The sequence below is a fragment of the Dellaglioa algida DSM 15638 genome (assembly GCF_001434695.1).
GTDB classification, from domain to species: Bacteria; Bacillota; Bacilli; order Lactobacillales; family Lactobacillaceae; genus Dellaglioa; species Dellaglioa algida.
On record NZ_AZDI01000007.1, the window covers coordinates 33,685 to 56,658 of the forward strand.

The 22,974-nt window shown below is 37.5% G+C and carries 20 protein-coding genes and 1 tRNA gene; 6 read left to right on the forward strand and 15 right to left on the reverse strand.

Going from position 1 to position 22,974, the window contains the following annotated elements:
* Window positions 1-36: 36 nt before the first annotated feature.
* The gene (locus FC66_RS05560; protein ID WP_057974402.1) at window positions 37-1,782 is read left to right on the forward strand and encodes a glycosyltransferase family protein; all 1,746 of its coding nucleotides are present in this window, start codon (window positions 37-39) and stop codon (window positions 1,780-1,782) included.
* Window positions 1,783-2,084: 302 nt separating this feature from the next.
* Complete coding sequence (locus tag FC66_RS05565; protein ID WP_057974403.1) at window positions 2,085-2,462, forward strand: hypothetical protein; 378 nt, start codon at window positions 2,085-2,087, stop codon at window positions 2,460-2,462.
* Window positions 2,463-2,688: 226 nt separating this feature from the next.
* Here FC66_RS05565 and udk read toward each other — a convergent pair whose 3' ends face one another.
* Both udk and wecB read right to left on the reverse strand, forming a co-directional pair.
* Window positions 2,689-3,324: a uridine kinase gene (gene udk, locus FC66_RS05570; protein WP_057974404.1), complete on the reverse strand. Its 636-nt coding sequence runs from the start codon at window positions 3,322-3,324 to the stop codon at window positions 2,689-2,691.
* A gap of 18 nt (window positions 3,325-3,342) precedes the next feature.
* Complete coding sequence (wecB, locus tag FC66_RS05575) at window positions 3,343-4,485, reverse strand: non-hydrolyzing UDP-N-acetylglucosamine 2-epimerase (protein ID WP_057974405.1); 1,143 nt, start codon at window positions 4,483-4,485, stop codon at window positions 3,343-3,345.
* A 151-nt stretch (window positions 4,486-4,636) separates the two neighbouring features.
* On the opposite strand from wecB, the gene FC66_RS05580 reads away from it, so the two are divergent.
* Window positions 4,637-5,872, forward strand: coding sequence for an aminopeptidase (locus tag FC66_RS05580; protein WP_057974406.1), 1,236 nt, complete (start codon window positions 4,637-4,639; stop codon window positions 5,870-5,872).
* A 254-nt stretch (window positions 5,873-6,126) separates the two neighbouring features.
* Here the strand turns inward: FC66_RS05580 and FC66_RS05585 are convergent, their stop codons facing one another.
* From FC66_RS05585 to FC66_RS05605, 5 genes are all read right to left on the reverse strand, one after another.
* Window positions 6,127-8,052 (reverse strand): copper-translocating P-type ATPase, encoded by a 1,926-nt coding sequence (locus FC66_RS05585; RefSeq protein WP_057974407.1) that lies wholly within the window; start codon window positions 8,050-8,052, stop codon window positions 6,127-6,129.
* A complete protein-coding gene (locus tag FC66_RS05590; protein ID WP_057974408.1) occupies window positions 8,052-8,324 on the reverse strand; it encodes a cupredoxin domain-containing protein in 273 nt (90 codons plus the stop codon). Before FC66_RS05590 ends, FC66_RS05585 begins: the two co-directional genes overlap by 1 nt.
* 21 nt (window positions 8,325-8,345) lie before the next feature.
* On the reverse strand, window positions 8,346-8,720 hold the full coding sequence (locus FC66_RS05595) for a cupredoxin domain-containing protein (protein ID WP_057974409.1): 375 nt from the start codon (window positions 8,718-8,720) through the stop codon (window positions 8,346-8,348).
* 138 nt (window positions 8,721-8,858) lie between these two features.
* Complete coding sequence (locus FC66_RS05600) at window positions 8,859-10,061, reverse strand: MFS transporter (RefSeq protein ID WP_057974410.1); 1,203 nt, start codon at window positions 10,059-10,061, stop codon at window positions 8,859-8,861.
* An 88-nt stretch (window positions 10,062-10,149) separates the two neighbouring features.
* Window positions 10,150-10,809 (reverse strand): transcription repressor NadR, encoded by a 660-nt coding sequence (locus FC66_RS05605; protein WP_083478971.1) that lies wholly within the window; start codon window positions 10,807-10,809, stop codon window positions 10,150-10,152.
* Between FC66_RS05605 and FC66_RS05610 the strand changes: the two genes are divergently transcribed.
* A tRNA-Arg gene (locus FC66_RS05610) sits at window positions 10,782-10,855 on the forward strand. The two genes, FC66_RS05605 and FC66_RS05610, sit on opposite strands and share 28 nt — an antisense overlap.
* Window positions 10,856-10,894: 39 nt before the next feature.
* On the opposite strand, the gene FC66_RS05615 is transcribed toward FC66_RS05610, so the two are convergent.
* Window positions 10,895-11,458: a TetR/AcrR family transcriptional regulator gene (locus tag FC66_RS05615; protein ID WP_057974411.1), complete on the reverse strand. Its 564-nt coding sequence runs from the start codon at window positions 11,456-11,458 to the stop codon at window positions 10,895-10,897.
* A gap of 115 nt (window positions 11,459-11,573) precedes the next feature.
* On the opposite strand from FC66_RS05615, the gene FC66_RS05620 reads away from it, so the two are divergent.
* Window positions 11,574-12,605 carry an SDR family oxidoreductase gene (locus FC66_RS05620; RefSeq protein WP_057974412.1) on the forward strand — a complete coding sequence of 344 codons (1,032 nt, stop codon included), beginning with the start codon at window positions 11,574-11,576 and terminating at the stop codon, window positions 12,603-12,605.
* Window positions 12,606-12,683: 78 nt separating this feature from the next.
* Here the strand turns inward: FC66_RS05620 and FC66_RS05625 are convergent, their stop codons facing one another.
* From FC66_RS05625 to FC66_RS05655, 7 genes are all read right to left on the reverse strand, one after another.
* Window positions 12,684-14,114: a 6-phospho-beta-glucosidase gene (locus FC66_RS05625; protein WP_057974413.1), complete on the reverse strand. Its 1,431-nt coding sequence runs from the start codon at window positions 14,112-14,114 to the stop codon at window positions 12,684-12,686.
* Window position 14,115: 1 nt separating this feature from the next.
* On the reverse strand, window positions 14,116-16,089 hold the full coding sequence (locus tag FC66_RS05630; protein ID WP_057974414.1) for a beta-glucoside-specific PTS transporter subunit IIABC: 1,974 nt from the start codon (window positions 16,087-16,089) through the stop codon (window positions 14,116-14,118).
* 136 nt (window positions 16,090-16,225) lie between these two features.
* On the reverse strand, window positions 16,226-17,071 hold the full coding sequence (locus FC66_RS05635) for a PRD domain-containing protein (RefSeq protein WP_162253177.1): 846 nt from the start codon (window positions 17,069-17,071) through the stop codon (window positions 16,226-16,228).
* Window positions 17,072-17,224: 153 nt separating this feature from the next.
* Window positions 17,225-18,664 carry a glycoside hydrolase family 1 protein gene (locus FC66_RS05640; RefSeq protein WP_057974416.1) on the reverse strand — a complete coding sequence of 480 codons (1,440 nt, stop codon included), beginning with the start codon at window positions 18,662-18,664 and terminating at the stop codon, window positions 17,225-17,227.
* An 11-nt stretch (window positions 18,665-18,675) separates the two neighbouring features.
* A complete protein-coding gene (locus tag FC66_RS05645; protein WP_162253178.1) occupies window positions 18,676-19,833 on the reverse strand; it encodes a GNAT family N-acetyltransferase in 1,158 nt (385 codons plus the stop codon).
* Window positions 19,834-19,962: 129 nt separating this feature from the next.
* Window positions 19,963-21,243, reverse strand: coding sequence for a DEAD/DEAH box helicase (locus FC66_RS05650; protein WP_057974418.1), 1,281 nt, complete (start codon window positions 21,241-21,243; stop codon window positions 19,963-19,965).
* 102 nt (window positions 21,244-21,345) lie between these two features.
* Complete coding sequence (locus tag FC66_RS05655; protein WP_057974419.1) at window positions 21,346-22,347, reverse strand: Gfo/Idh/MocA family protein; 1,002 nt, start codon at window positions 22,345-22,347, stop codon at window positions 21,346-21,348.
* A gap of 182 nt (window positions 22,348-22,529) precedes the next feature.
* On the opposite strand from FC66_RS05655, the gene FC66_RS05660 reads away from it, so the two are divergent.
* Window positions 22,530-22,925, forward strand: a complete 396-nt coding sequence (locus FC66_RS05660) for a DUF4828 domain-containing protein (RefSeq protein ID WP_057974420.1) — start codon at window positions 22,530-22,532, stop codon at window positions 22,923-22,925.
* The last annotated feature ends 49 nt before the right edge of the window (window positions 22,926-22,974 follow it).

The window sequence follows — 22,974 nt, forward strand, 5'->3', positions numbered from 1 at the left end:
TTGATAAATTAAATAAATTTTCGGGGAGTTAATATTTTGGTAAATAAATTTAAACATTTAAAAAGTAATTGGGCTATATTCGGCATCATCTTTGCGCTAAGTTTATTTTTGGTTCTACCCCAATTACTCAATCATAGTTTAGTTTTGGGTGGGGACTCACTATTTCATTTTAATCGTATCTATGATACTTATATGCAATTTAAAACCGGTAACTATAGTTATTTTCAGTCTAATTATGGTTTTCAGCAAAGTGGACGGGTAGTTAATGCTCTATATGGACCCGGAATGGCCTATTTGTTAGGTTCTTCATTACTAGTACTACAAAGTTGGATAAAATTTGAAGTTATGACCTCTTTTTTTATTTTCTTTGTAAGTGGTTATTCAATGTACTTTCTATCGAGAGAACTGAATTCAACAAAGAAAATCTCATTATTAACGGCCAGTCTTTTTATGGGTAGCTTTTATGTTACCCGTTGGTCAATTGATCAAAATTTCATGACTTGGGGCGTCATGTTGATGCCGTTAATTGTTTTAATTGGTATTAAAATGATTAAAAATAATGCACAGGATCTTAAGATACTTTCTTTAGCATTAATCGTTTCATTGATCATTCAAATTCACCTGTTAAGTGCTTTAATGTCAATTGGGGTATTAGGTGTATTCTTTATTATTGGTTTTATTCAAACTAATCAAAAATTACAACTCTTTTTAAAATGTCTCTTTGCTTCTTTGTTATCATTAGTTTTAACATTCAACGTTTGGGGCAGCATGTTAGACATCTTCACAACTAATAAATTATATACAACATTTGCACACGTAAATATGTCTAGTTCAACCATGAACCTCTCTACAGCGAATTATAGTCCTTCACAAATTGGATTAGTAATAAGCCTTATTTTTATTTTACAAATTGTACTATTATTTTCGAAATGGCATGAAATATCATTAGCTAATAAGACAGTTACTATTTTGGGTATTTTCTTCCTTATCTTAACTTCGAGTCTTGTTCCTTGGAATAGATTGGCTGCTTTAATTCCACCACTTCAAAATTTCTTACAATTTCCTTTCCGATTTGACAGCTTTGCCACTGTCTTACTTCTTGGCGGATTTGGTGCCACAATTTCCACAATATCTTTACCAGGAGCAATTAAAAATGGTGAACTCTTTTTAATTATTGGAAGTATTTTCATATTAGGACAATCATATATTGATATTCAACATCAAAATGAAATATGGAATTCAGATAGTCCAGTCGCTTATAAAGGTAGTATTGTTTTTTCAAATCACCCAAATAAAAAGCAAATTAAACATGCATTCACCGATAATGATCTATCGAAGGGGCTAATACTTGCTAAAAAAATAGCACCCGATTATTTACCCAACAATAACTCTAAGAAAATAGATTTTCATAATAACACCTATATAAAAGACGTTATTATGCATCAACCCAATGTTATAAAAACAGTAACAGATAAAGGAAATTTAAATCTCAAATGGGTTGCAGCTAAAAAAGGAGAAAAAATCTCCTTACCTATTGTGCTTTACAGTAATTCAGAGATTACGCTAAATGGTAAAAAACTTAGAACGCAAGATATTAAGTTATCATCACTAAGTAGCCCAACTGTTAAATCAACTCAAAAAGGGATAAATACATTAACCCTTGGCTATCATTCTAAGATAATTACTAAAACTAGCCTAACTACGGTTATTTTGACTTGGATAATCAGTATTCTGGCCGCTATTACGTTAACTTTCAAGAAATCTAAAAAAGAAATCAGTTAACTCAAAATTAAAAACTGGCATCCATACGTTATGGGTGCCAGTTTTTAATTTCAATTCATTGTATTTAATCTCCTCGCTTATACTCATATGCGCCAATACTAATATCAAATCATTAAATATTATATTTTTCCGTTAAATAATAAAATATAAATCCATTATTAAGTAAGCCTTTCCATTGAGCTCCGGTTTACGTTAACGCAATATATTTAATATCCCCCTCTATTCTTTTATAAAAAAATTTTATGTAATTGATTTAAATGTATGATAGAATATTAAAATACTTTGGAAAATGAGAATTACAATTGAAAGAAAAAACTTTAGTTGTTACTAATGGGATTGTTGGTTTAATCGGGGGAATATTTTTAATTTTTGCACCTATATTTTTAGCTGGAAGTGTTGTGTCAGATGCTGTTTCTAGTGTCAATCATGATACAATATCAGCGTCTTCAACTTCAGGCGCTTCAGTATTCATTCTTATCGTTAAAGTTGCGGTATTAGTTTTAGGAATTATGGGCGCAGTTAAGTTCAAAAATTCAGATAAAATTGCTGCTGCACCAAGCGTTTTATTAATTGTTGGTGGCGCCGTTTCTATGGTTCCATTCTTAGGCTGGGCTGGCGGAATTGTTACAATCGTCGGTGGTTCAATTTACTTAGCTAACATTAAAAAATTCAACGATTAACATTTAAATCTTAATAAAAATAAGGCGTAATTTCGATATTCCATCGAAATTACGCCTTTTATTGTATTTAAATATGTGGCAAGTCACCGGCAAAAAAATTAATTATATCAGAACATCCCCGATAATTAAAAAACGCCTTTATGAATAGACAGGAATTTATCTCTAGCCCGTCCACACATAAAGGCGTTCGCTAAAATGCATCTTGTCACTATACGTACTTTTCTATCTAATCTTTTTGTAAAATGTCGCGAACTTTAGTTGATAATAAATCAATTGCAACGGTATTTGCGCCACCTTCTGGCACAATGATATCTGCATAACGTTTGGTTGGTTCAATGAACTGGTTGTACATTGGTTTAACCGTCTTAACATATTGATTAATAATTGATTGTAATGAACGATCACGTTCTTTCATATCGCGGGTAATACGACGAATAATACGTAAATCATCATCCGTATCAACAAAGACTTTAATATCCATCAAGTTTCTAAGTCTTTCATCCCCAAGGATTAAGATTCCTTCAACGATAATAACATCTTGTGGTTCCGTTTTGATTGTTTCACTTGAACGCGTGAACTTTGTGTAATCGTAAACTGGCATATCAATTGCTTCATTATTTAGCAACTGTTCTAAATCACTAATCATGCGATCATTATCAAAAGCAAGCGGATGATCGTAATTAACTGCCTTACGGTCGTCCATGCTCATATCAGCTTGATCGTTGTAATACGTATCTTGCTGTAAAATCATGATCGATTCACCAGCTAATTGTGAATAAATGGCGTTACTAACTGTTGTTTTACCACTACCAGTACCACCGGTTACACCAATAATAATGGGACGCTTTGTTCGTTTACTCATTCTTTAGAAATCCTCCATTTATTCGAAACGTTCTGGTTCTTGCTGACTATCTCCAAGTTGGTAAGCAATCGCATCTAAAATTCGTTTAGCGGCTTGCCCATCTCCATAAGGATTTTTCGCATTTGCCATTCGTTCGTACTCTCTCTTATCAGTTATCAATGATATCATGGTTTCTTTAACTTTTACAGGGTCAGTTCCGACTAGCTTCAAGGTACCTGCATCAACACCTTCTGGACGTTCTGTATTATCACGCAAAACGAGCACTGGTTTACCAAGCGATGGCGCCTCTTCTTGTACGCCACCGGAATCTGTCATAATAAAATAACTTTTGGCCGCTAAGTTATGGAAATCAACCACATCAAGCGGTTCAATCAAATGAATACGAGCTTCATTCCCCAAAATAGCATCAGCTAAATCTTTGACGACTGGATTTAAATGAACTGGATACACAACTTCAACGTCCGGTTGGTCATTCACAACTTCTTTGATGGCTTCGAAAACACGGCGCATGGGTTCACCTTGATTTTCACGGCGATGCATCGTTAACAAAATCATCTTATTTTCAGGATTAACTGATGTTAGAACATCGTGATTGTATTCTTTTTGAACGGTTTGTTTCAAGGCATCAATTGCCGTATTACCCGTTACAAAAATAACATTCTTTGCATGATTTTCTAATAATAGATTGGCTTCACTTTGTGAGGTTGGTGCAAAGTACATATCCGCTAAAACATCGGTCAATTGACGATTCATTTCTTCTGGAAATGGGGAATATTTATCCCAGGTTCTGAGTCCCGCTTCAACGTGCCCAATCGCAACTTGGTTATAAAAGGCAGAAATACTTGCGGCAAAAGTCGTCGTTGTATCGCCATGAACTAGGATAATATCTGGTTGTTCTTTTTTAATAACGTCATCTAGTTTCTGCAAAACATTACGTGTCGTATCGCTCAATGTTTGGTTAGCATGCATGACGTTCAGATCATAATCTGGTGTAATTTTAAATATTTCTAAAACTTGGTCCAACATTTGACGATGTTGTGCCGTTACAACGGTCACCATATCAAATTCTGTAGATCGTTCTTTTAACTCTAAGATAACTGGCGCCATTTTAATTGCTTCTGGACGTGTACCAAACACCGTCATCACTTTCACTTTTTTCATGATTGGCCTCCTCAATAATGATTCTATCTAACAGTATACCAAAGAAACGTTAAAATTCTGATTATGTTAACAAAAATTTAATTGCTAATCATTCATCATTTTCTCATTAATATGTTATCCTTACTTAATTAATAAATTTGGAGGTTTTGATATGTCAAAAATGAATTTTAAAGAACAACTTAAAAAGTATGCTGAATTAATCGTTAAGGTCGGTGTGAACGTGTCAAAAGGGCAAACCATTGTGCTACAAATTTCTGTTACACAACAGGAACTAGCGCATTTAATCGTGGACCAAGCGTATGCTGCCGGTGCCAGTGAAGTAATCGTCAAATGGGCGGATAGTCATGTTGCAAAATCATTCCTTGAATTTGCGCCACTTGATCGTTTAGTGAACGTTCCTGGTTACACAACTTCTGAAGTCGAAGATTGGGTGGCTAAAAAAGCATCACGTATTTCAGTAATGTCAGATGACCCCGATGCGTTTGCTGGTATTTCTGCTGAAAAGATTGCCTCACGCCAAAAAGCCATGGGCCAAGCCTTACGTCCTTTACGTAAAGCAACTCAAAATAATGACGTTAGTTGGACTGTAGTGGCCGCTGCCGATACGGCTTGGGCAGAACTTGTTTTCCCAGAATTAAAAGGTGACGCAGCCGTATCACGCTTATGGGAAGAAATTTTCAAAACAACTCGAATTGATCAAGCTGATCCAATAAAAGCTTGGCACCAACATGATTTAAAATTACGGACAAAAGCAGAAGAATTGAATCAGGAACAGTTTTCTGCCTTACATTACGTTGCTCCAGGGACTGATATCGTAATTGGCCTACCCAAGAACCATTTATGGGAAGGTGCGGGTTCGTTTGATGCACAAGGGTTTGAATTTATGGCAAATATGCCAACTGAAGAAGTCTTCACTGCCCCTGATTCTAGACGGATTGATGGCTACATTTCTTCAACGAAACCCTTAAGTTACGCAGGAACAACTTTAAGTGGCATGAAATTCACTTTTGAAGCAGGTAAAGTCGTTGAAGCAACTGCTGAACAAGGCGAGGACGTTTTACAACACTTGCTTGCTACTGATGATGGTGCCAAATCATTGGGCGAAGTTGCTTTAGTTCCGGACCCTTCTCCAATTTCACAATCAGGAATAACATTCTACAACACATTGTTCGACGAAAATGCGAGTGATCATTTAGCACTCGGTTCTGCATACCCATTCTCAATCAAAAATGGCACAAAAATGAACGATAAAGAATTAGCAGATGCTGGTTTGAACTTAAGTCAAACGCACGTTGATTTCATGGTTGGCTCCGCCGACATGTCAATTGATGGTATTCGTGAAGATGGTAGTAAAGTTCCCGTTTTCCGTAATGGCGACTGGGCATAACTAGATAAATAAAAAAGAAACTAACAGATTTTGTTAGTTTCTTTTTTATTTATTAACAGTTCTAATCTATTTAGTTGTAAATTTGCTTTAAAATAACCGTCCTATTAGCTTTTGACGAGATAACGGTTATTTTATAACATAAGTCTAGTTACCGTCTTTAACGGTTCTATAAGAGAAGTCCTGTTGACGCAGGGCTTCTTTTTCTTTACATCAGTATACCATCTAATTGTATATTCTTTTATCCCAAATTATTTTTAAACTATACGTGTTTGTTGACTAATCTTGACTTTGTTTAATAAAACAGAACTTGTCACGACCGACAATGAGCTAAATGCCATAGCTAACCCTGCCAGTTCTGGGCTAAGAACTAATCCAATTCCGTAAAATAAGCCTGCGGCAACCGGAATTCCCAGCACATTATAAACAAACGCCCAAAATAAGTTAAGTTTGATTCGATTCACTATTTTGTGACTCAAGATTAATGCGCGATTAACATCACGAAGGTCATTTTTTACCAGAATAATTCCACCAGATTCAATTGCAATATCTGTACCGGAACCCATCGAAATACCAACATCAGCCGTCGTTAAAGCGGGGGCATCATTAATCCCGTCCCCCACAAAGGCAACTTTACTCGTTTTTTGTAGCTCACGAATATGTGCAGCTTTATCTCCTGGAAGGACATCGGCCACTACTTCGTCAATCCCGACCTGGTTGGCAATTGATTGTGCAACACGTTCATTATCCCCCGTTAACATGATGGTTTTAAGCCCACGTGCCTTCAACGCACTAATTGCAGCCTTCGAAGTTGCTTTGGGTTCATCTTGAATGGCCATTAATCCAACAACCTCATCCCCGCGTCCAACGAACACAACTGTTTTAGCTTCATCTTGTAATTGTTGCACTTTAACAGCCATTTCAGCACCAATTTGATAATCGCCTAATAACTTATCGTTACCAACAAATACTCGTTTCCCATCAAACATTGCCTCAACGCCCTTACCTTCAATCGCTCGAAATTCAGTTATTTTAGGTGGTATAATCTTATTTTCTGAAGCTCTAACCATAATGGCTGATGCTAGTGGGTGTTCTGATGATTCTTCTAAACTAGCCGCCATTGAAAGGACGTCTTGTGGATCACCAATAATATCCGTGACAACTGGCTTACCAACCGTGATTGTTCCCGTTTTATCAAAAACAACCGTTTGTAAATCATTAGCTGCCTCAAGCACTTCCCCATTCTTAATTAAAATACCCATTTTTGCGCTTAATCCGGTCCCAACCATTAGGGCAGTCGGCGTTGCTAGTCCTAACGCGCAGGGACATGCGATGACAAGAACGGAAACGGCGAAGATTAGCGCGTTGGAAACTGTTGCACCGAGAACCACATACCAAAATAAGAAAGTCATAATCGAAACGATTAACACCACTGGAACAAAAATATCTGAAACTTTATCCGTTAATTTTTGGATTGGCGCATGGCTTGTTTGCGCTTTTTTAACTAATTCCACAATTTGCGCGAGTAAGGTATCATCACCAATTTTTTCAGCACGGAATGTAAATGCACCATTACTATTAATGGTTGAACCGATTACTTTATCACCAACTTTTTTCATCACAGGCATACTCTCTCCTGTAACCATTGATTCATCAATCGTTGAAACACCTTCGATAATGACACCATCCACCGCCACTTTTTGACCCGGGCGGACGCTAATCACATCCCCAACAATAACTTCCGACAATGGAATTAATATCGTCTCACCATCACGAATAACCTCCGCATCTTTTGCCTGTAGATCAACTAATTTTTCAACTGCATTTGATGCGCTACTTCGCATACGTTCTTCAAAAACTTGACCAAGTAAAACGAACGTTATTACTAAGGCTGCACTTTCAAAGAAGACAGCTTCATGAATGACCATTGCATAAATACTGTAGATATATGCCGTAATTGTCCCAATCGCAACCAGAGTGTCCATATTAGCATGATGTTTTTTAAAAGAGGCCCAGGCACTTTGCAGAAATGGCCCTGCCGCAACAACCATGATGATTGTCGTCAACCCAAATTGTAACCATTTACCACCTGGCATCATAACGCCAAACGGCATCAAAATCATATTCGCCAACATTGGCGTTGATAGGATTAATGCAATCCAGAACCTTTTCATCACTGACATTATTTCACCACCACTTTCCCAAACACCATATCCATTCCACAACTAAACGCATATTCTCCGACCTTATCCGTTGAGATAGTTATTGTTTGTGGTTCATTCAAAGGCAAGTCTGTTTCAAACGCCATTTCGCCGCTATGTATTGTCTCCAAACAGCCTTGCGTATTAATACGTGTCACTACAATTTCGGCGGGGATTCCTTGTTTTAATTCTATGACGCTAGGACTGTAATTACCTGCTACTGTTACCTGAACCTGCTGTTTCATTTTACTCATTATTAACCCTCCATAGATTTATTATTTTTCAATAATGACGTTGCCTCGGAACATATCCATCCCGCACGCCCATTGAAATTTTCCAACTTGACTTGTATCAATTTCAATCGTTTCTATTTCACCTTTTGGTAATTCACGATTAATACCAAATTCCGGAAAAACGACGTGGTCTAAACAACTTGATGAATCTAATCGTTTGAAATTAAGTACAGCCGGAACACCCTGCTTCAAGATAACCGTCTCAACCGAATAGCCACCGTTAACCTCAATATCAACGCTTTGCGTGTCAGCCTTAACATCCGCAATCGCAGTTGACTGTTCATGCTTACCAAAAAACCACCAGATAATAAATCCGACCACCGTAATACCAATCATTGATACAATTAATTTTGACATTTTTCTTTCCTCTCAAATTAACGTTTAGTTAGTTTACAAATGTAAACAATAAACACATTATAATTCTATCGTTTACACTTGTCAACAAAAAAAGAAATTAACCCAGAAAATTTCTTTCCAAGTTAACTTCTTTTAAGTTTAATCTAAAACTTTTCCTTTAGTTTCATCGCCTAAAAAGAAAACTGCTGTTACGCCAAGCATAATGGCAACACAGAAAATTGTAAAAATACGGCCGACAGTAATCTGATTACTAATCAGATACCCAACTAATGCTGGTCCAACAATCCCACCAATTCGGCCGAACGAAGCCGCCATTCCTGTTCCTGTGCCCCGAATAATGGTTGGATATTGTTCAGGCGTGTAGGCATACATTACGCCCCACGCGCCGAGATTAAAAAATGAGAGTAGCGCGCCGTATGTAACTAACGCCCCAACACTCACGGCATTCCCGAAGAGAAAGGCAAATACTGCTGTTCCCAATAAATAACCGATTAAAACTGGCTTTCGCCCTAATTTCTCAATTAACCATGCTGCACTAAAATAACCCGGTAATTGTGCCAAGGTCATAATCATGACATAACCAAAACTATGCACAAGATCGAACCCCTTAATCACCATTACGCTGGGTAACCAGAGAAACATCCCATAGTAAGAAAAAACAACCGTGAACCATAGAATCCATAACATTAAAGTTTGACGACGGTATGCTTGAGACCAGACTTCTCGTATTGAGGTGAAAAATGACAGTCTCTGCGCTTTTCCGATAATCGCGGGTTCTTTTACATCTCTCATCCCCAAACGCATGAAAATCGCATAAATTGCCGTTAACGCAGTTCCAACCGCTGCTACACGCCAACCATATTTTGGAATGACAAATGTTGCTACAACGGCTGATACAATCCAACCGCCAGCCCAAAAACTCTCTAACAAAACGACAATTCGACCGCGTCTCTCGGGTGCAACATTTTCAGAAACAAGCGTTGACGCAACCGGTAATTCACCACCTAACCCGGCGCCGATTAAGAAACGCATAATTAAGAAAAATGATAAACCCGTTGCTAATGCCGACAACCCACTACCGATGGAGAAAAATAATAGCGTGACAATTAAAATAATTTTACGTCCCATACGATCAGCTAACATCCCAAAAATCAAAGCACCAACCGCCATTCCAATTGAGCTAACACTACCGATCCAACCCATTTGAACTTCTGATAACTGCCATTCTTTTTGAAGCGCTGTAATGATGAATGATAACAATCCCACATCCATGGCGTCAAATAACCATGCAAATCCGGCTACAGCCAGTAATTTGTGTTCTTTCTTTTTCTGAATATCCATCTGCTAGCATCTCTTCTCGTTTAATTTACGAGGGTGTCTTTACACCTTCTAAAGTAGAGTATGCCAAATATCCGGGTGTCTTGTCAACCTAATCCGTTTGATAACCAAGACCAGCATCAAATAGTTCTTGTTGAATTTTAGTAAAACTTTCTTCTGATGCTACTTTAATGAGATGCGTATGAATACCAGCCGTTAATTCTGATAGCAATCGGCCTTTATGTCCATTAAGTTTTGTCATAAATTCATTAATATCATTTTCCGTTTTAATCAGTAACGTTCCTGATAATTCCCCATAGATCTCATGGTTAATGGTTACATTTTGAACCTCTGCACCGTTTCGAATTAAGAGCTCTAATTCTTCTTGCACACGGTCAACTCGATGTTTACAAACAATCATTTTAATGATTTTATTAGGTGCTTGATCGTAAGTATAGCCGTTGAATGAGGCTAATATTTGCTCACCCTGTGCTCTTAACAAAGCAATATCACCCACAATTGTTTGTCGACTAACTTTGAATTGTTGCGCAAATTGATTCGCACTAATTGCATTCGCATTATTATATAGCTGCTCTTTGATACTTTCTTGTCTATCTTTTCCGTTCATGCCGCTCACATCCTCACTAATCGTTAGTTGTATTCTACCATAATTTTGAATACTTCTATGTAAAATCAAATTGACTTCTTTATTGTCGCCATTTACAATGAAGTAGCTAGTCTTTTGTCTCTGTAGCTCAGCTGGATAGAGCAACCGCCTCCTAAGCGGTAGGTCATCAGTTCGACTCTGATCAGGGACATACCAAATAAGCCGCAACCATTTCAATTATGGTTGCGGCTTATTTATATTTAATCGTCGATGCAATAAGTGACGCCTGAATATTGGTAATCAAACGTTGGATATTAACGAGTGGTTCTTTCTTTCCACTCAACAGCCATTCACGCCAAATACCATAGACACCAGCCGCCATAAAGTTTGTATAATATTTTTGATTGTCTGGCACTAATCCCGACCATATATTTTGTTTCTGATACATCCGAATGATATTTTCATTAAATATTTGTTGAACGATGGTTTCGAATCCCTGCTTCATTGCTAAATCCAATGGATCCGACAGTTCATCAAATAGATGTGCCATGGCTCGCAGTTTATCTTCTTGGGTTAAACCCTTACTCACATCGTCGAAACTCTCATTGAAAATGGGCGTTAAATAACGAATAAGAATATCATCAAGCGTTTTATAATTTCTATAAAATGCCATTCGACTGACACCTGCTCGCTTAACTACCTGAGTCACGCTTAAATCAGTTAGTTGATTCGTTTTTAGTAATTGCAACAATGCCGTAGTTAAGTAGTCTTCAGAATCTTTTTTTATTAGTTGTGAGTGGTTGGTCGCTGACATAACACATTCTCCATTCTGTCACAGATGCTGACTCTTCACTTGAATTTTCCTGTCATTTAACCTAATATATCGTTATTGACGTTACAAGTGTAACGTAACTTAGGAGGTACTTCAAATGAAAAAATTAGTTTTGGTCACAGGTGGTAGTGGATTTATCGCTTCACATATTATTTTACAACTATTACAACAAGGCTATGCCGTTAGAGCAACTGTCCGTTCAATGGCAAAAGCCGACTATATTAAAGAAATTATGCTCAGCAGCGGTATTCAAAATAACCAAGATTTATCTTTTATTGAAACGAATTTAACCAGTGAAAAAAATTGGCCGGCAGCAATGGAAGGCGTCTCATACGTGATGCACGTTGCATCGCCCACGCCAAAACTAAACTTCAAACATGAAGAAGAAATGATTAATCCTGCTGTAAATGGCGTCCTCATGATTTTACGGGCAGCACAAAATGCTAATGTTAAACGCGTTGTTCTAACATCAGCTTATGGTGCCGTTTTTGCCGGTCATCATAACCGTCAAATGCCTTACACTGAAAAAGATTGGTCTAATTTACAAGATACTCATATCCATCCTTATCAAAAATCAAAAACATTGTCAGAAAAAGCCGCTTGGGATTTCATTCAAAATGAGGGTCACAATTTAGAACTCTCTGTTGTAAATCCGGTTGCCGTTATGGGACCCGGCTTAGGATCTGTTTACTCACATTCAAATATTCAAATTCAACAAATGATGGATGGCGACATTAGAGCAGTTCCAAATGTTAACTCGGGTTACGTTGACGTCCGTGATGTTGCCAGCTTGCACATCCTCGCGATGACTTCGGAAAAAGCAAATGGTGAACGTTTCTTGGCAACGACTGGGGAAACACTTTCTATGCTAGATTTAGCTCACATTTTAAGAGATGCTTTTCCAAGTTATGCCAACAAATTACCTAAGAAAACAATTCCTAATGGCGTCGTCAAATTTGCGGCTATCTTCCGTCCAAATTTACGGATGGTTGCCTCTTTAGTTGGTAAATATGCCGATACAAGCAACGCAAAATCTATCGATTTATTAGGTTGGCACCCTCGTTCCGCTAAAGAATCCGTCATTACAACCGCACAATCTATGATTGATTTAGGTATTCTAAAAAAATAAAATTTACGCTCGTAGTTAATTTATTGACAAATAAAGGATTGAACGCGTTTTTTAATCGCATTCAATCCTCTTATTTGTTTATAATTCTACGCCATTTGTTTTAATGACGTCTTGATACCAATAGAATGAATCTTTTCTTAGTCGGTTCAACGTTCCGTTTCCATCATTGTCTCGATCGACATAGATGTATCCGTAACGTTTTGCCATTTCTCCGGAACCGGCACTGATTAAATCAATACAGCCCCATGATGTATAGCCTAAACAAACGACCCCGTCCGCAATTGCCTCGCCCATCGCCTGAATATTCTCACTAAGATAAGAAATCCGATACTCATCATGAATCTTATCGCCATCTTCCACAATATCTTTTGCGCCTAATCCATTTTCAACTACAAATAAAGGTTTCTGATAACGGTCGTAGATTTGATTCATGGTTGTTCTTAACCCAAGACCATCTGTTTGCCAACCCCATTCGCTCGTTTTCAAATAAGGATTTTTTAAACTTTCAAAGACGTTCGCTGCAGTTGTGTCCGTCATCTCAGGATCAGCACTAGCTAAACGTGATGAATAGTAACTGAACGAAATAAAGTCAACCGTATTTTCAAGTAAGTCTGCCGCATCAGTATCAGCCATTTCAATAGATACACCCATATCTTTGAACAATCTTGCCGAGTAACTTGGGTAGTAGCCACGTGATTGAACATCGATAAAGAAATAACCTTCTCGATCTTTAGTCATTGCTTCAAAGATGTCTTTTGGATTCGGCGTATTAGGATAAGTTACTCCGGCTGCCAACATACATCCAATTTGGAAATCCGGATTAATTTCATGCGCCATCTTAGTCGCTAATGCGGAGGCCACCAATTGATGATGCGCCGCCTGATATTTAACTTGTTCAGGATTATCGATACCTTCTAAATCTAGCCCGCCACCCAATAATGGAATGTGTAAAATCATATTTATTTCATTAAATGTCAGCCAATATTTAACTTTATCTTTGTAACGCATGAATAATACGCGCGAAAAATTCAAATAATTATCAATCATTCGACGATCAGCCCAACCATTCATTTTCTTCAACATACCCAGTGGCGTATCAAAGTGGTTAATCGTCACAAGTGGTTCCATTCCCAATTCAATACATAAATCGATCACTCTGTCATAAAATTGTAAGCCTTTTTCATTTGGTTTTTTTTCATCACCTTGTGGAAAAATTCGTGGCCAACTAATTGACATCCGGAATGTTTTGAACCCCATTTCCGCCATTAATCGTAAATCTTCTTCGTAATGATGATAAAAATCAACTGATTCATGACTAGGATAGAAGTCTTCTTCCATTTTCATTGCTTCTTTTGCGTTAAATAAGTAATCCCAACGACCATGATGGGCATCTGGTAGGATATCTACTAATGATAATCCTTTACCATCAACATCATATGCCCCTTCAAATTGGTTAGCCGCCGTTGCGCCACCCCATAAAAAATTATCTGGAAAATTTGATTTTGTCATTCTATTTGCCCCCTAAGTTAGTTTCTAAATCCAGTAAATCATCGCCAACAATCACATTTGATTGTTCTTTAGCAATTGGGTTAACTTCTTTATATCTTGGTGTATTCGTTACAATAATCGGCGTAATAATTTCATATCCGGCTTTTTTAATTTCATCAATATCAAACTTAAGTAACAAATCGCCCTTTTTAACGACTTTATCCATTTCAGTTTGAATTTCAAAGAATTTACCACCTAATTCAACCGTATCCATCCCAATATGCATCAAGATTTCAGCACCACTATCTGTTTTCATGCCAACCGCATGCCCTGTTGGGAAAACGAGTGAAATGACACCATCGGCTGGTGCATATAGTTGACCTATCTCAGGTAAAATAGCAATTCCGTTACCCATTGCACCAGAATTAAAGACCGGATCTTTCACGTCAGCTAAAGGTAATACTTGGCCTTTAAGTGGGCTAACAAGAACTTCTTCTTCAACTTGTTCTGATTTCACTGGAGCTGAAGCAGTTGTCGTAGCGTTCGTTGTTTCAGCCACAACAGGGACTTCTTGATCCGCTTTTGTTAACCCGAACATCATTGTTAGGACATATGATAAAACGAATGAAACTACAATTGCGATTGGTACGGCGTAAAATGACATATCAATCCCTGTTTTAGGATTTAAGTAACTTGGAATTGAGAAGATTCCTAATCCACCAAGTAGGTAACCTTTTGTTCCAAATAACCCAAGAATCATCCCACCGATAGCGGCTGAAATACATGTAATGACAAATGGTTTTTTACGAGGCAAGGTAATCCCGTAAATAGCGGGTTCCGTGACACCAAATATACCTGAAATAAATGATGAATAACCAAGTGCTTTCAATTTATTATTTTTAGTTTTAATTGTGATCGCTAAAACGGATCCGATTTGGGCAAATGTTGTACCCAGCATCAAAGCTAAAATTGGATCTGACCCTTGTGTTGAAATATTGAGAAGTGCGAGCGGAATAAGTCCCCAATGTAACCCAAAAATAACAAGGACTTGCCATAAACCACCAAGCACTGCCCCAGCAGCAATTGGACTAAGTGAATAAACTGCCGAAAATCCGGTTGCGACGATATCGCTGGCCCAAGTTGTAAGGGGGCCGATGAATATAAAGGTAATTGGAACGACTACAAGTGCTGTTAACATTGGTACCAAGAATGTTCGAACAACTTCTGGAATCCTTTTTTGGAAAAAGGGTTCAACTTTTGATGCAAACCAAATTGACACAATAATAGGTACAACTGACGATGCATAACTCATCATAATCACCGGAATACCTAAGAATGTCATGTAAATAGGTGATTCAAAAATGGTTCCTGCAAATAAAGTATAAAGTGCCTTACCACCCGTTGCGGCCAGTGTTGCTGGTAATTGGGCCACAATTGTTGGATAGACTAGGGATGCCCCTATCACCATTGCCAACAATGGATTAACGTGGAATTTCTTACTTGCGCTGTAAGCCAAAATAATTGGAAAGAAGTAGAAGAAAGAATCTCCCAACGCATTTAAAATGATATAAGTTCCAGATGTTGCTGCCACCCAGTTAAATGCGACAAGCATGGCAACTAACCCTTTGATCATACCTGTTGCAGCTAAGACACCTAAAGTTGGTGCGAAAATACCTGAAATCATATCGATGAACGCATCAAGCGGTTTCATTTTTTCGCCGTCATCATCTGGTACAATTCCGTCTCCGGCAAGTCCGCTCCCTTTGACCAATTCATCATAAACTTCTGGTACTTGGTTACCAACCACCACTTGGTATTGGCCACCACTTTTAACAACTGTAACAACGCCATCCATATCTTTTAAAATATCCGTGTTAGCTTTGTCTTCATCTTTCAATTTAAATCTTAGTCGCGTTGTACAATGGACGACACTGTTAACGTTGGCTTCCCCACCCACGTTTTTTAGAATATCTTTAGCTAATTTATCGTAACTCATTATAATCACTCCTTTTATTTTTTTGTAAATGAAAACCCAGCTATTCATTCCGACTCAAAAAAAGCTGAGTCTGAAATAAGTAACTGGGTTTATGCTTGCTTATAAATGGCAATAACACACCTAATTATCGATTTATTTAATTTTCTTCTTGCCTGTGGGTCACGCGCCAAATGTGTAGCACTAAGTAAACTTGTTCATCCGCTTGTAAATCCCAATTGGCACGTTCTCTAATATAATGCACAATCTTTTCCACAGTCTTATAGACTTCTGGGTAACGACTAATCATCATCGCGAGTAACTCGGGATCAAGTTCTGCACGGTCAATCTCGGTATTATTAAAATGTCTAATGAATAAATAACGTAAATGTGACACAAACCGACTATAATTAAAGGTCTTTTCGTCGAGAATAATACCAGTATCTAATTGAATAATATTAATAATTCCTGAAATAAGCTCTGACATTTTCATCGAATCTTGGACGGCATGTCCGCCTTCTTTGACGTTAATGAGATGGTATGTCAGTAAAATAAGTTCATTTTTTTGAACCGAAAGATTGAACTCCGACTCAATTTTTTGAATTCCGGCCTCTGCAGCATTAAATTCAACTGGAAATAATTTTTTTATTTCCCAGTGAACAGATTGGTCATTCAAAAACATTTCATCACTGTTCTTTTTGAGCGAGTACTGCAGATGATCAACCAAAACTAAGAATTGAACGTCGTCAAACTTAACGTTAATTAAAGGTTCAACCACATTAACAAGTGCTGAAGCAACCTCTAAAACCTGCGCATCAAATCCTGATATGAGTTTCATTGTATCTGAATCTTCCTCAGCCTTGAAACGGCGGTCAATTTTAGCGTCATCAATGATATCTCCAACGTGATAGCCGAATCCAATCCCATTACCGATAACGACCCACTCAATATTATCGGATGATTCAACTAAAGCCGCGTTGTTATTAAAATTTTTAACAAACTTCACATTAAACCACCCCCCTTTCCATAAAAAAAGACCCATAAATACAGACATTTACACATCTCCATCAATAGGTCATGCCTGATCGAATCAGTAACACTCATTTCATCTATTAGTGTACCACCATATGTAAGCGCAATCAACAATAGCTTTATTTTTTTATAAATATTGACCGTTCTCCTGAATCACTTTTTGGTACCAGTAAAACGAGTCCTTCCTATAACGTTTTAATTCTTTCGCACTTTCTTCATCGCGGTCAATATAAACAAAACCGTAACGTTTTTGGTACCCATTTGACCAACTTAGCAAGTCTGTAAAGCTCCACGTTGTATAGCCTATTACTTTAACGCCATCAGATATGGCTTCTTTAATCGCCTTGATATGTTCATTAATAAAGTAAATTCGGTAGTCATCATGAATCTGATGGTCTTCTTCTAATTTATCGTAAGCGCCAAGTCCATTTTCAGTAATCAGGACGGGTAAGTCATAGCGACTATCAATTCGTCTTAAAGCAATTCTTAGTCCCTCGGGATCAATATTCCAATCCCAATCGGTTTGTTTTAAGAATTCATTATTAGTTGTCTTGAACATCCCTGGAACACCACTTTCAGAACTGGTCCCTTTTTTACCTGTATTATTTTCTGCTGCAAGTCCAACACCACCAACTAACGGATTAGCCGCAATTGTCTGCGTCTGATAGTAGTTTAATCCCATAAAATCTGGTTTTCCAGCAATTAACAAGGCCCGATCTGCTTCGGTAATCACAGGTGCCGTTCCACGCTCAGTTAACCATTTATAAATCATTTTGGGATAACGACCGTAAACGTAGACATCCATCCAAAAATGAGCAGCATAATCCTCGTAGTTAGTTGCTGCAACTTGATTTTTAGGGTCGCCATTAACCGCATAACCCGGGCTATAAGCGAAACTGGGTCCGATTCCACCTTGATAATGGCCATCATGGAATGTTTTAATCGCTGAGGCATTTGCTAAATTAGCAATATGATTTGCGGCGTACATCCGTTTTTCATCATTAACTGCTGGGGGATGACTTTCCATTTGGTAGCCATGTGAAATAAAGACATTTTGTTCATTCAATGATACCCAATAATTAACACGATCACCAAATGCATCAAAACATGTTTTGGCGTAGTTCGTAAAATCGGTCACAATTTCACGTGACTCCCAACCGCCATACTCATCTTGCAAAGCCTGAGGTAAATCCCAATGATAGAGAGTCACAACGGGTTCAATCCGATTGGCAATCAGTTCATCAATTAACCGATTATAAAAATTGATTCCCTTTTGATTAACTTGTCCTTTTCCTTCAGGAAAAATTCGTGTCCAAGCAATTGAAAAACGGTAAGCTTTTAATCCCTGTTCTTTCATTAAAGCAACGTCTTCTTTAAAACGGTGATAATGGTCAACGGCAACATCACCGTTGGTTCCTTTAAAGGTTTTTCCGGGAATTCGAACGAACTTATCCCAAACTGATAAACCCTTCCCGTCTTCTCGGTAGGCACCTTCAATCTGATAGGCCGCCGAAGAAGCACCCCATAAAAAATCCGTTGGAAAATGGCTCATTTTTTTATATTCCATTCGTTATCTCCTTAGAAGTAATCACTTAGTATCGGTTGATCTTTAATCAACGCATGATCAAACACAGTTACGTCACCCAATAAAAACCCATACTGTTTTAATTGTTTCATTGTTCGATAACCCATCATACTACGCGTTAAATTCTGAATATCAGTGACTAAAGTTGGCTCTTTATCCGTTATTTTTTCTACTGTCGTCTGCCCGTTTATATGGCTAACTTGCCATTGACCTTCATTGTCGGCAATATTGGTATCTTTAACTTGAATCACAATCGCATCAAAATCATGTTGGTAAGGATAACGCATCAAAAAATCAGCGACATTCACAATTCTTGCCATCATATATGGTTTTATTTTCACGTCAACTTGTGGATTAGCCAACAAATCTGGTAACGGTTGACCAATTGGGCTCTCATAGCTAAACCATTCATATGCTGATTGATGTTTAATCACGAAGTTTTGTAATTGAAGCCAACTCTCACTTGTTTGATAAACCCATTCGACTATTTTAAATTCATTAGCTTCTCTTTGATATACGAGGTATCCTTCTAGTTCATTTGCCTCGTTATAATAAACGGCCGTCTCCCAATTAGGATGTTTTTCGGCAGAATACGTTAGCCACCATTCTGCCCGTTCAATTCCACCTTGTTGTGATAATTGATTCTTTTTGTATATTTCATTAAGGTCATTTTTAACTTCTGAATATGGGTGGCGTTCAACATGGCCAATTGCCTTCACTTTTAATCGAGGCAAATCCTTCGCATTCATTCGGTAAACAGTTTGGTCAAACGTTGCTTCATACCCAAACTTACGATAGAACGGATATGAAAATGGGGCTAAATAAGATAGCGTTGTTCCATCTTGATACATTTCATCTAAAGCTAAATTCATTAATTGACCAATACTACCTTGCCCAGCAAATTCAGGATAACTTGCGACATAACCAATTCCACCCATTTTGAACGAGACACCATGAAAATTAGTCATTAACGGTGTATTAATCACCCCACTGACCACTTGACCCGACTCAACGGAACCCCAGTCAGATGAATGGTCATATAACTTTTTGAAAAAGGTTTTTCTTTCAGCTGAAACGGTTTTATTAAATGCATAAATTGATAAATCAAAGTATCCGTCAAAATGATTTTTATCTAACTTAATATTTGTCATGGCCATATGTAACTCCTTTTATGTCTAGATTAACTTCTTTAAATATAGCACGGTAACGCCACTCTTGCAATCGCTTACAGATGAGGGCAATAAAAAAATCACCCAAATAACTTTGGATGATTACTCTCATTAATCGAAATGTTCTGCTTTAGGTTTACGTCTTTTTCCTTTATTCTTTTGATTTCTCAAACGAATTTTACGGTGCGGTTTCTTAATTGGTTCATCAGATTCTTTTTGGCCCACAGCAGTTTTAGCTTTTACTTCAACTGGTTTAGGCTTTTTAACTTTAGGTTCAACCGCACGTTCTGGACGTTTAGTGACAATAGCACCCTCGTATAAGTAGCCTTTTTCAATTTCAAATGGCGTATTTTTTAAATCTTGTTTTAACGTTCGTAAATCATGTTCGTTTCCAAGATTAATAACCATTCCTTCAGCACCCATCCGTCCCGTTCGGCCGACACGGTGAATATACGACGTAATATCTTTTGGCATATCATAATTAACAACTGCTGGTAACATCGGGATATCTAGGCCTCGAGCAGCAACATCCGTTGTTAACAACAGTTTGATCTCATGTTTATGCAATTGCGATAAGGCATTTGCCCGGTTAACTTGGCGTTGTTCACTGTCTAAAACAGCAACTGGTACATGATCGTATTTTAATTTCTGAGCCATATCTTGTAGGGATGATAATTGATTAAAGAAAACTAAGGCATAGAAATCATCTACATTTGCCAGACGACGTAACGTTGACTGACGTTTACGAGTTGGTGTTTCAATTGCATAATGGTGAACGATTCCCTGCGTTTGGTCAACGTCACGAACATCGTAAGTCGTCACATCTGCGCCAAACCATTTTTTTAAATCATCTAAAATTGCTGTTTCAGTTGCAGAGAAGAAACTTAATTGAATACCTGCGGGAGCTTGGCTAATTAACTCACGACAAGTCGTTAATGTTTCGTCCGTTAATAAATCATCAGCTTCATCAATCACGACTGACATAACTTTGTGCAACTTAATTTTTTTATCTTCGGCCAAATTTAATAAACGACCTGGAGTTCCAACAATAATTTCAGGTTTTTTCTTTAAATTTTCAATTTGGCGTTTCATATTTGCGCCACCAATAATTGCTTGAACTTTTAAATCAAGTTCTTTAGCCCACGGACGGATTACGCCTGCTAATTGCATAGCCAATTCTTGTGAAGGCGCGATAACAAGTAACTGGATGCCATCCTTTGGTGTTAATCTTTCAAGTAATGGCAAGCTAAATGCCAATGTCTTACCTGATCCAGTTGGTGCTAAACCAAGGACATTTTCACCAGTTTTTAGGGGTTCATAAACTGCTTCTTGAATAGGTGACCGTGTTTCAAAACCTTGTTCTTTAAAATATGCATCAAATTTTGGATTCATTTTAGTCTCTTTCTTTTAACTTCTAGGATTAGTTTTAATAATTAAGTATAGCATATAAAAAATAAGCTTCCATTGATTCATGGAAACTTATCTCAGTAATTCTTATTTATGATCAGCTGGAAATTCAATTCCGGCACTTTGTCTTAAATCAAACAGGACTTGGTTAACCGCTATACTAAGTGCTTGCCACTTCTTGTAGTCCGCAATACTTGCAGCATCCCCAGGATTATTTATTACCCTAGCAAACGCATTTGCTTCAGCTAACATTGGATTTTTTGCTGGGAATTGGCTCAACATGTCTTCTTTATCAGAGCCATCTCGATAAACAACCTCATTTAATTCTGCGGCGTTATCCATCACAATAGTATCTTTCAACCCATATATTTCACTCATTAAATACGAATTAGCCGTCTTCCCGACGTTCAACGTGACATTGAAGTCTTTGTAAGTTAGAATTGCGACACCTTTACCGTCAACGCCCGTTGGTAACATCGTTGGGTAATATTGCACTTTGAGTGGTGCACCAAACCAAGCAATGGCATCATAGACAACATAGACGCCAAGATCTTGTAAAGCACCACCGGAGAATTTTGGTGAGAAAATATTAGGTTCTTCACCAGCTAAAATGGCATCATAACGTGATGAATATTTCATATAAGTTAAGGTTGCCCCTTGAATTGTTTCCATCACCGTTACTTTTTGTTCAATAATTTTGAAATTTTCTTGATGAATTTGACGCGCGGCTTCAAAAAGTTGGCTTTCAGGATGTTTTTTTAGAACCTCTTGAACTTCAGCCATTTCTGTTGGGTTCGACACCATTGGCTTCTCAGCTATGACCTTTTTACCCGCTTTAATTGCTAATTTAATTTGTTCAAAATGTAAGCTATTTGGGGATGCAATGTAGATGGCTTCAAATGAATCAGAAGCAAAAAAATCTGTCACATTATCATAGAAATTCGTTGCCCCATATTGTTCACCAAAATCTTTAGCTTTTGCTTCGGATCTTGAATAAACACTCGTTAATTTGAATTCTTTTGATTCATGAGCCGCTTCAATAAATTGACCAGTAATCCAATTCGTACCAATAATACCTAATTTAATCATATTTGCTACCTCCATTTTATTATTGGTTCCATTATAACAATAGTTAAACCGTTTTCATAATAATCTCTTTGTGTCAATTTTGTGACGATAGATTACATTTAGATATATTTGGGGCAATATATTCCGCTTGTTAGATAAAAGTGTTATATTTAAATAAAGTAGTTCTAATAGGAGGGGTAGGCGTGAAGAAGCGTAGTTTTGCACTATTGGGTGCATCATTTTTTATTGGATTAACGAAAGATATCAAATCAATAACCGCACCAAAAACTAAGGTTTCTTTACCTATTTTTTATGCCGGTCATTGGTTATTTTACGATGAAATTAGCCACCGACACCATAATCTAGATATTTCATCAGACCTCACGATTCGAATTGACGAGCGTGCACTTAACGGTGAAGTAGAGCGTTTAGACGAACGTGAACTGAGTTTCTTAGACGAGTATGGATTTCACCTAAGAATTGACGCGAATGATCAAGGTCCAATCAGTTTATTTGATGAAGCAGATAACCGCACCTATCCCATTAAATTAGCTCCGATTAAAGAACCTTCGGAACCTAAAATTGAAGATGAAGATTAACAGAATTTTGTTGATTTTCACCTTCAATTTTTTTGTTTCATTACGCGAT

Excerpts from the sequence above, each read along its gene's own strand:
- udk (WP_057974404.1), bottom strand. The coding sequence starts at position 3,324 with ATGAGTAAACGAACAAAGCGTCCCATTATTATTGGTGTAACCGGTGGT.
- wecB (WP_057974405.1), bottom strand. The coding sequence starts at position 4,485 with ATGAAAAAAGTGAAAGTGATGACGGTGTTTGGTACACGTCCAGAAGCA.
- FC66_RS05580 (WP_057974406.1), top strand. The coding sequence starts at position 4,637 with ATGTCAAAAATGAATTTTAAAGAACAACTTAAAAAGTATGCTGAATTA.
- FC66_RS05585 (WP_057974407.1), bottom strand. The coding sequence starts at position 8,052 with ATGTCAGTGATGAAAAGGTTCTGGATTGCATTAATCCTATCAACGCCA.
- FC66_RS05590 (WP_057974408.1), bottom strand. The coding sequence starts at position 8,324 with ATGAGTAAAATGAAACAGCAGGTTCAGGTAACAGTAGCAGGTAATTAC.
- FC66_RS05595 (WP_057974409.1), bottom strand. The coding sequence starts at position 8,720 with ATGTCAAAATTAATTGTATCAATGATTGGTATTACGGTGGTCGGATTT.
- FC66_RS05600 (WP_057974410.1), bottom strand. The coding sequence starts at position 10,061 with ATGGATATTCAGAAAAAGAAAGAACACAAATTACTGGCTGTAGCCGGA.
- FC66_RS05615 (WP_057974411.1), bottom strand. The coding sequence starts at position 11,458 with ATGTCAGCGACCAACCACTCACAACTAATAAAAAAAGATTCTGAAGAC.
- FC66_RS05620 (WP_057974412.1), top strand. The coding sequence starts at position 11,574 with ATGAAAAAATTAGTTTTGGTCACAGGTGGTAGTGGATTTATCGCTTCA.
- FC66_RS05625 (WP_057974413.1), bottom strand. The coding sequence starts at position 14,114 with ATGACAAAATCAAATTTTCCAGATAATTTTTTATGGGGTGGCGCAACG.
- FC66_RS05630 (WP_057974414.1), bottom strand. The coding sequence starts at position 16,089 with ATGAGTTACGATAAATTAGCTAAAGATATTCTAAAAAACGTGGGTGGG.
- FC66_RS05640 (WP_057974416.1), bottom strand. The coding sequence starts at position 18,664 with ATGGAATATAAAAAAATGAGCCATTTTCCAACGGATTTTTTATGGGGT.
- FC66_RS05645 (WP_162253178.1), bottom strand. The coding sequence starts at position 19,833 with ATGACAAATATTAAGTTAGATAAAAATCATTTTGACGGATACTTTGAT.
- FC66_RS05650 (WP_057974418.1), bottom strand. The coding sequence starts at position 21,243 with ATGAATCCAAAATTTGATGCATATTTTAAAGAACAAGGTTTTGAAACA.
- FC66_RS05655 (WP_057974419.1), bottom strand. The coding sequence starts at position 22,347 with ATGATTAAATTAGGTATTATTGGTACGAATTGGATTACTGGTCAATTT.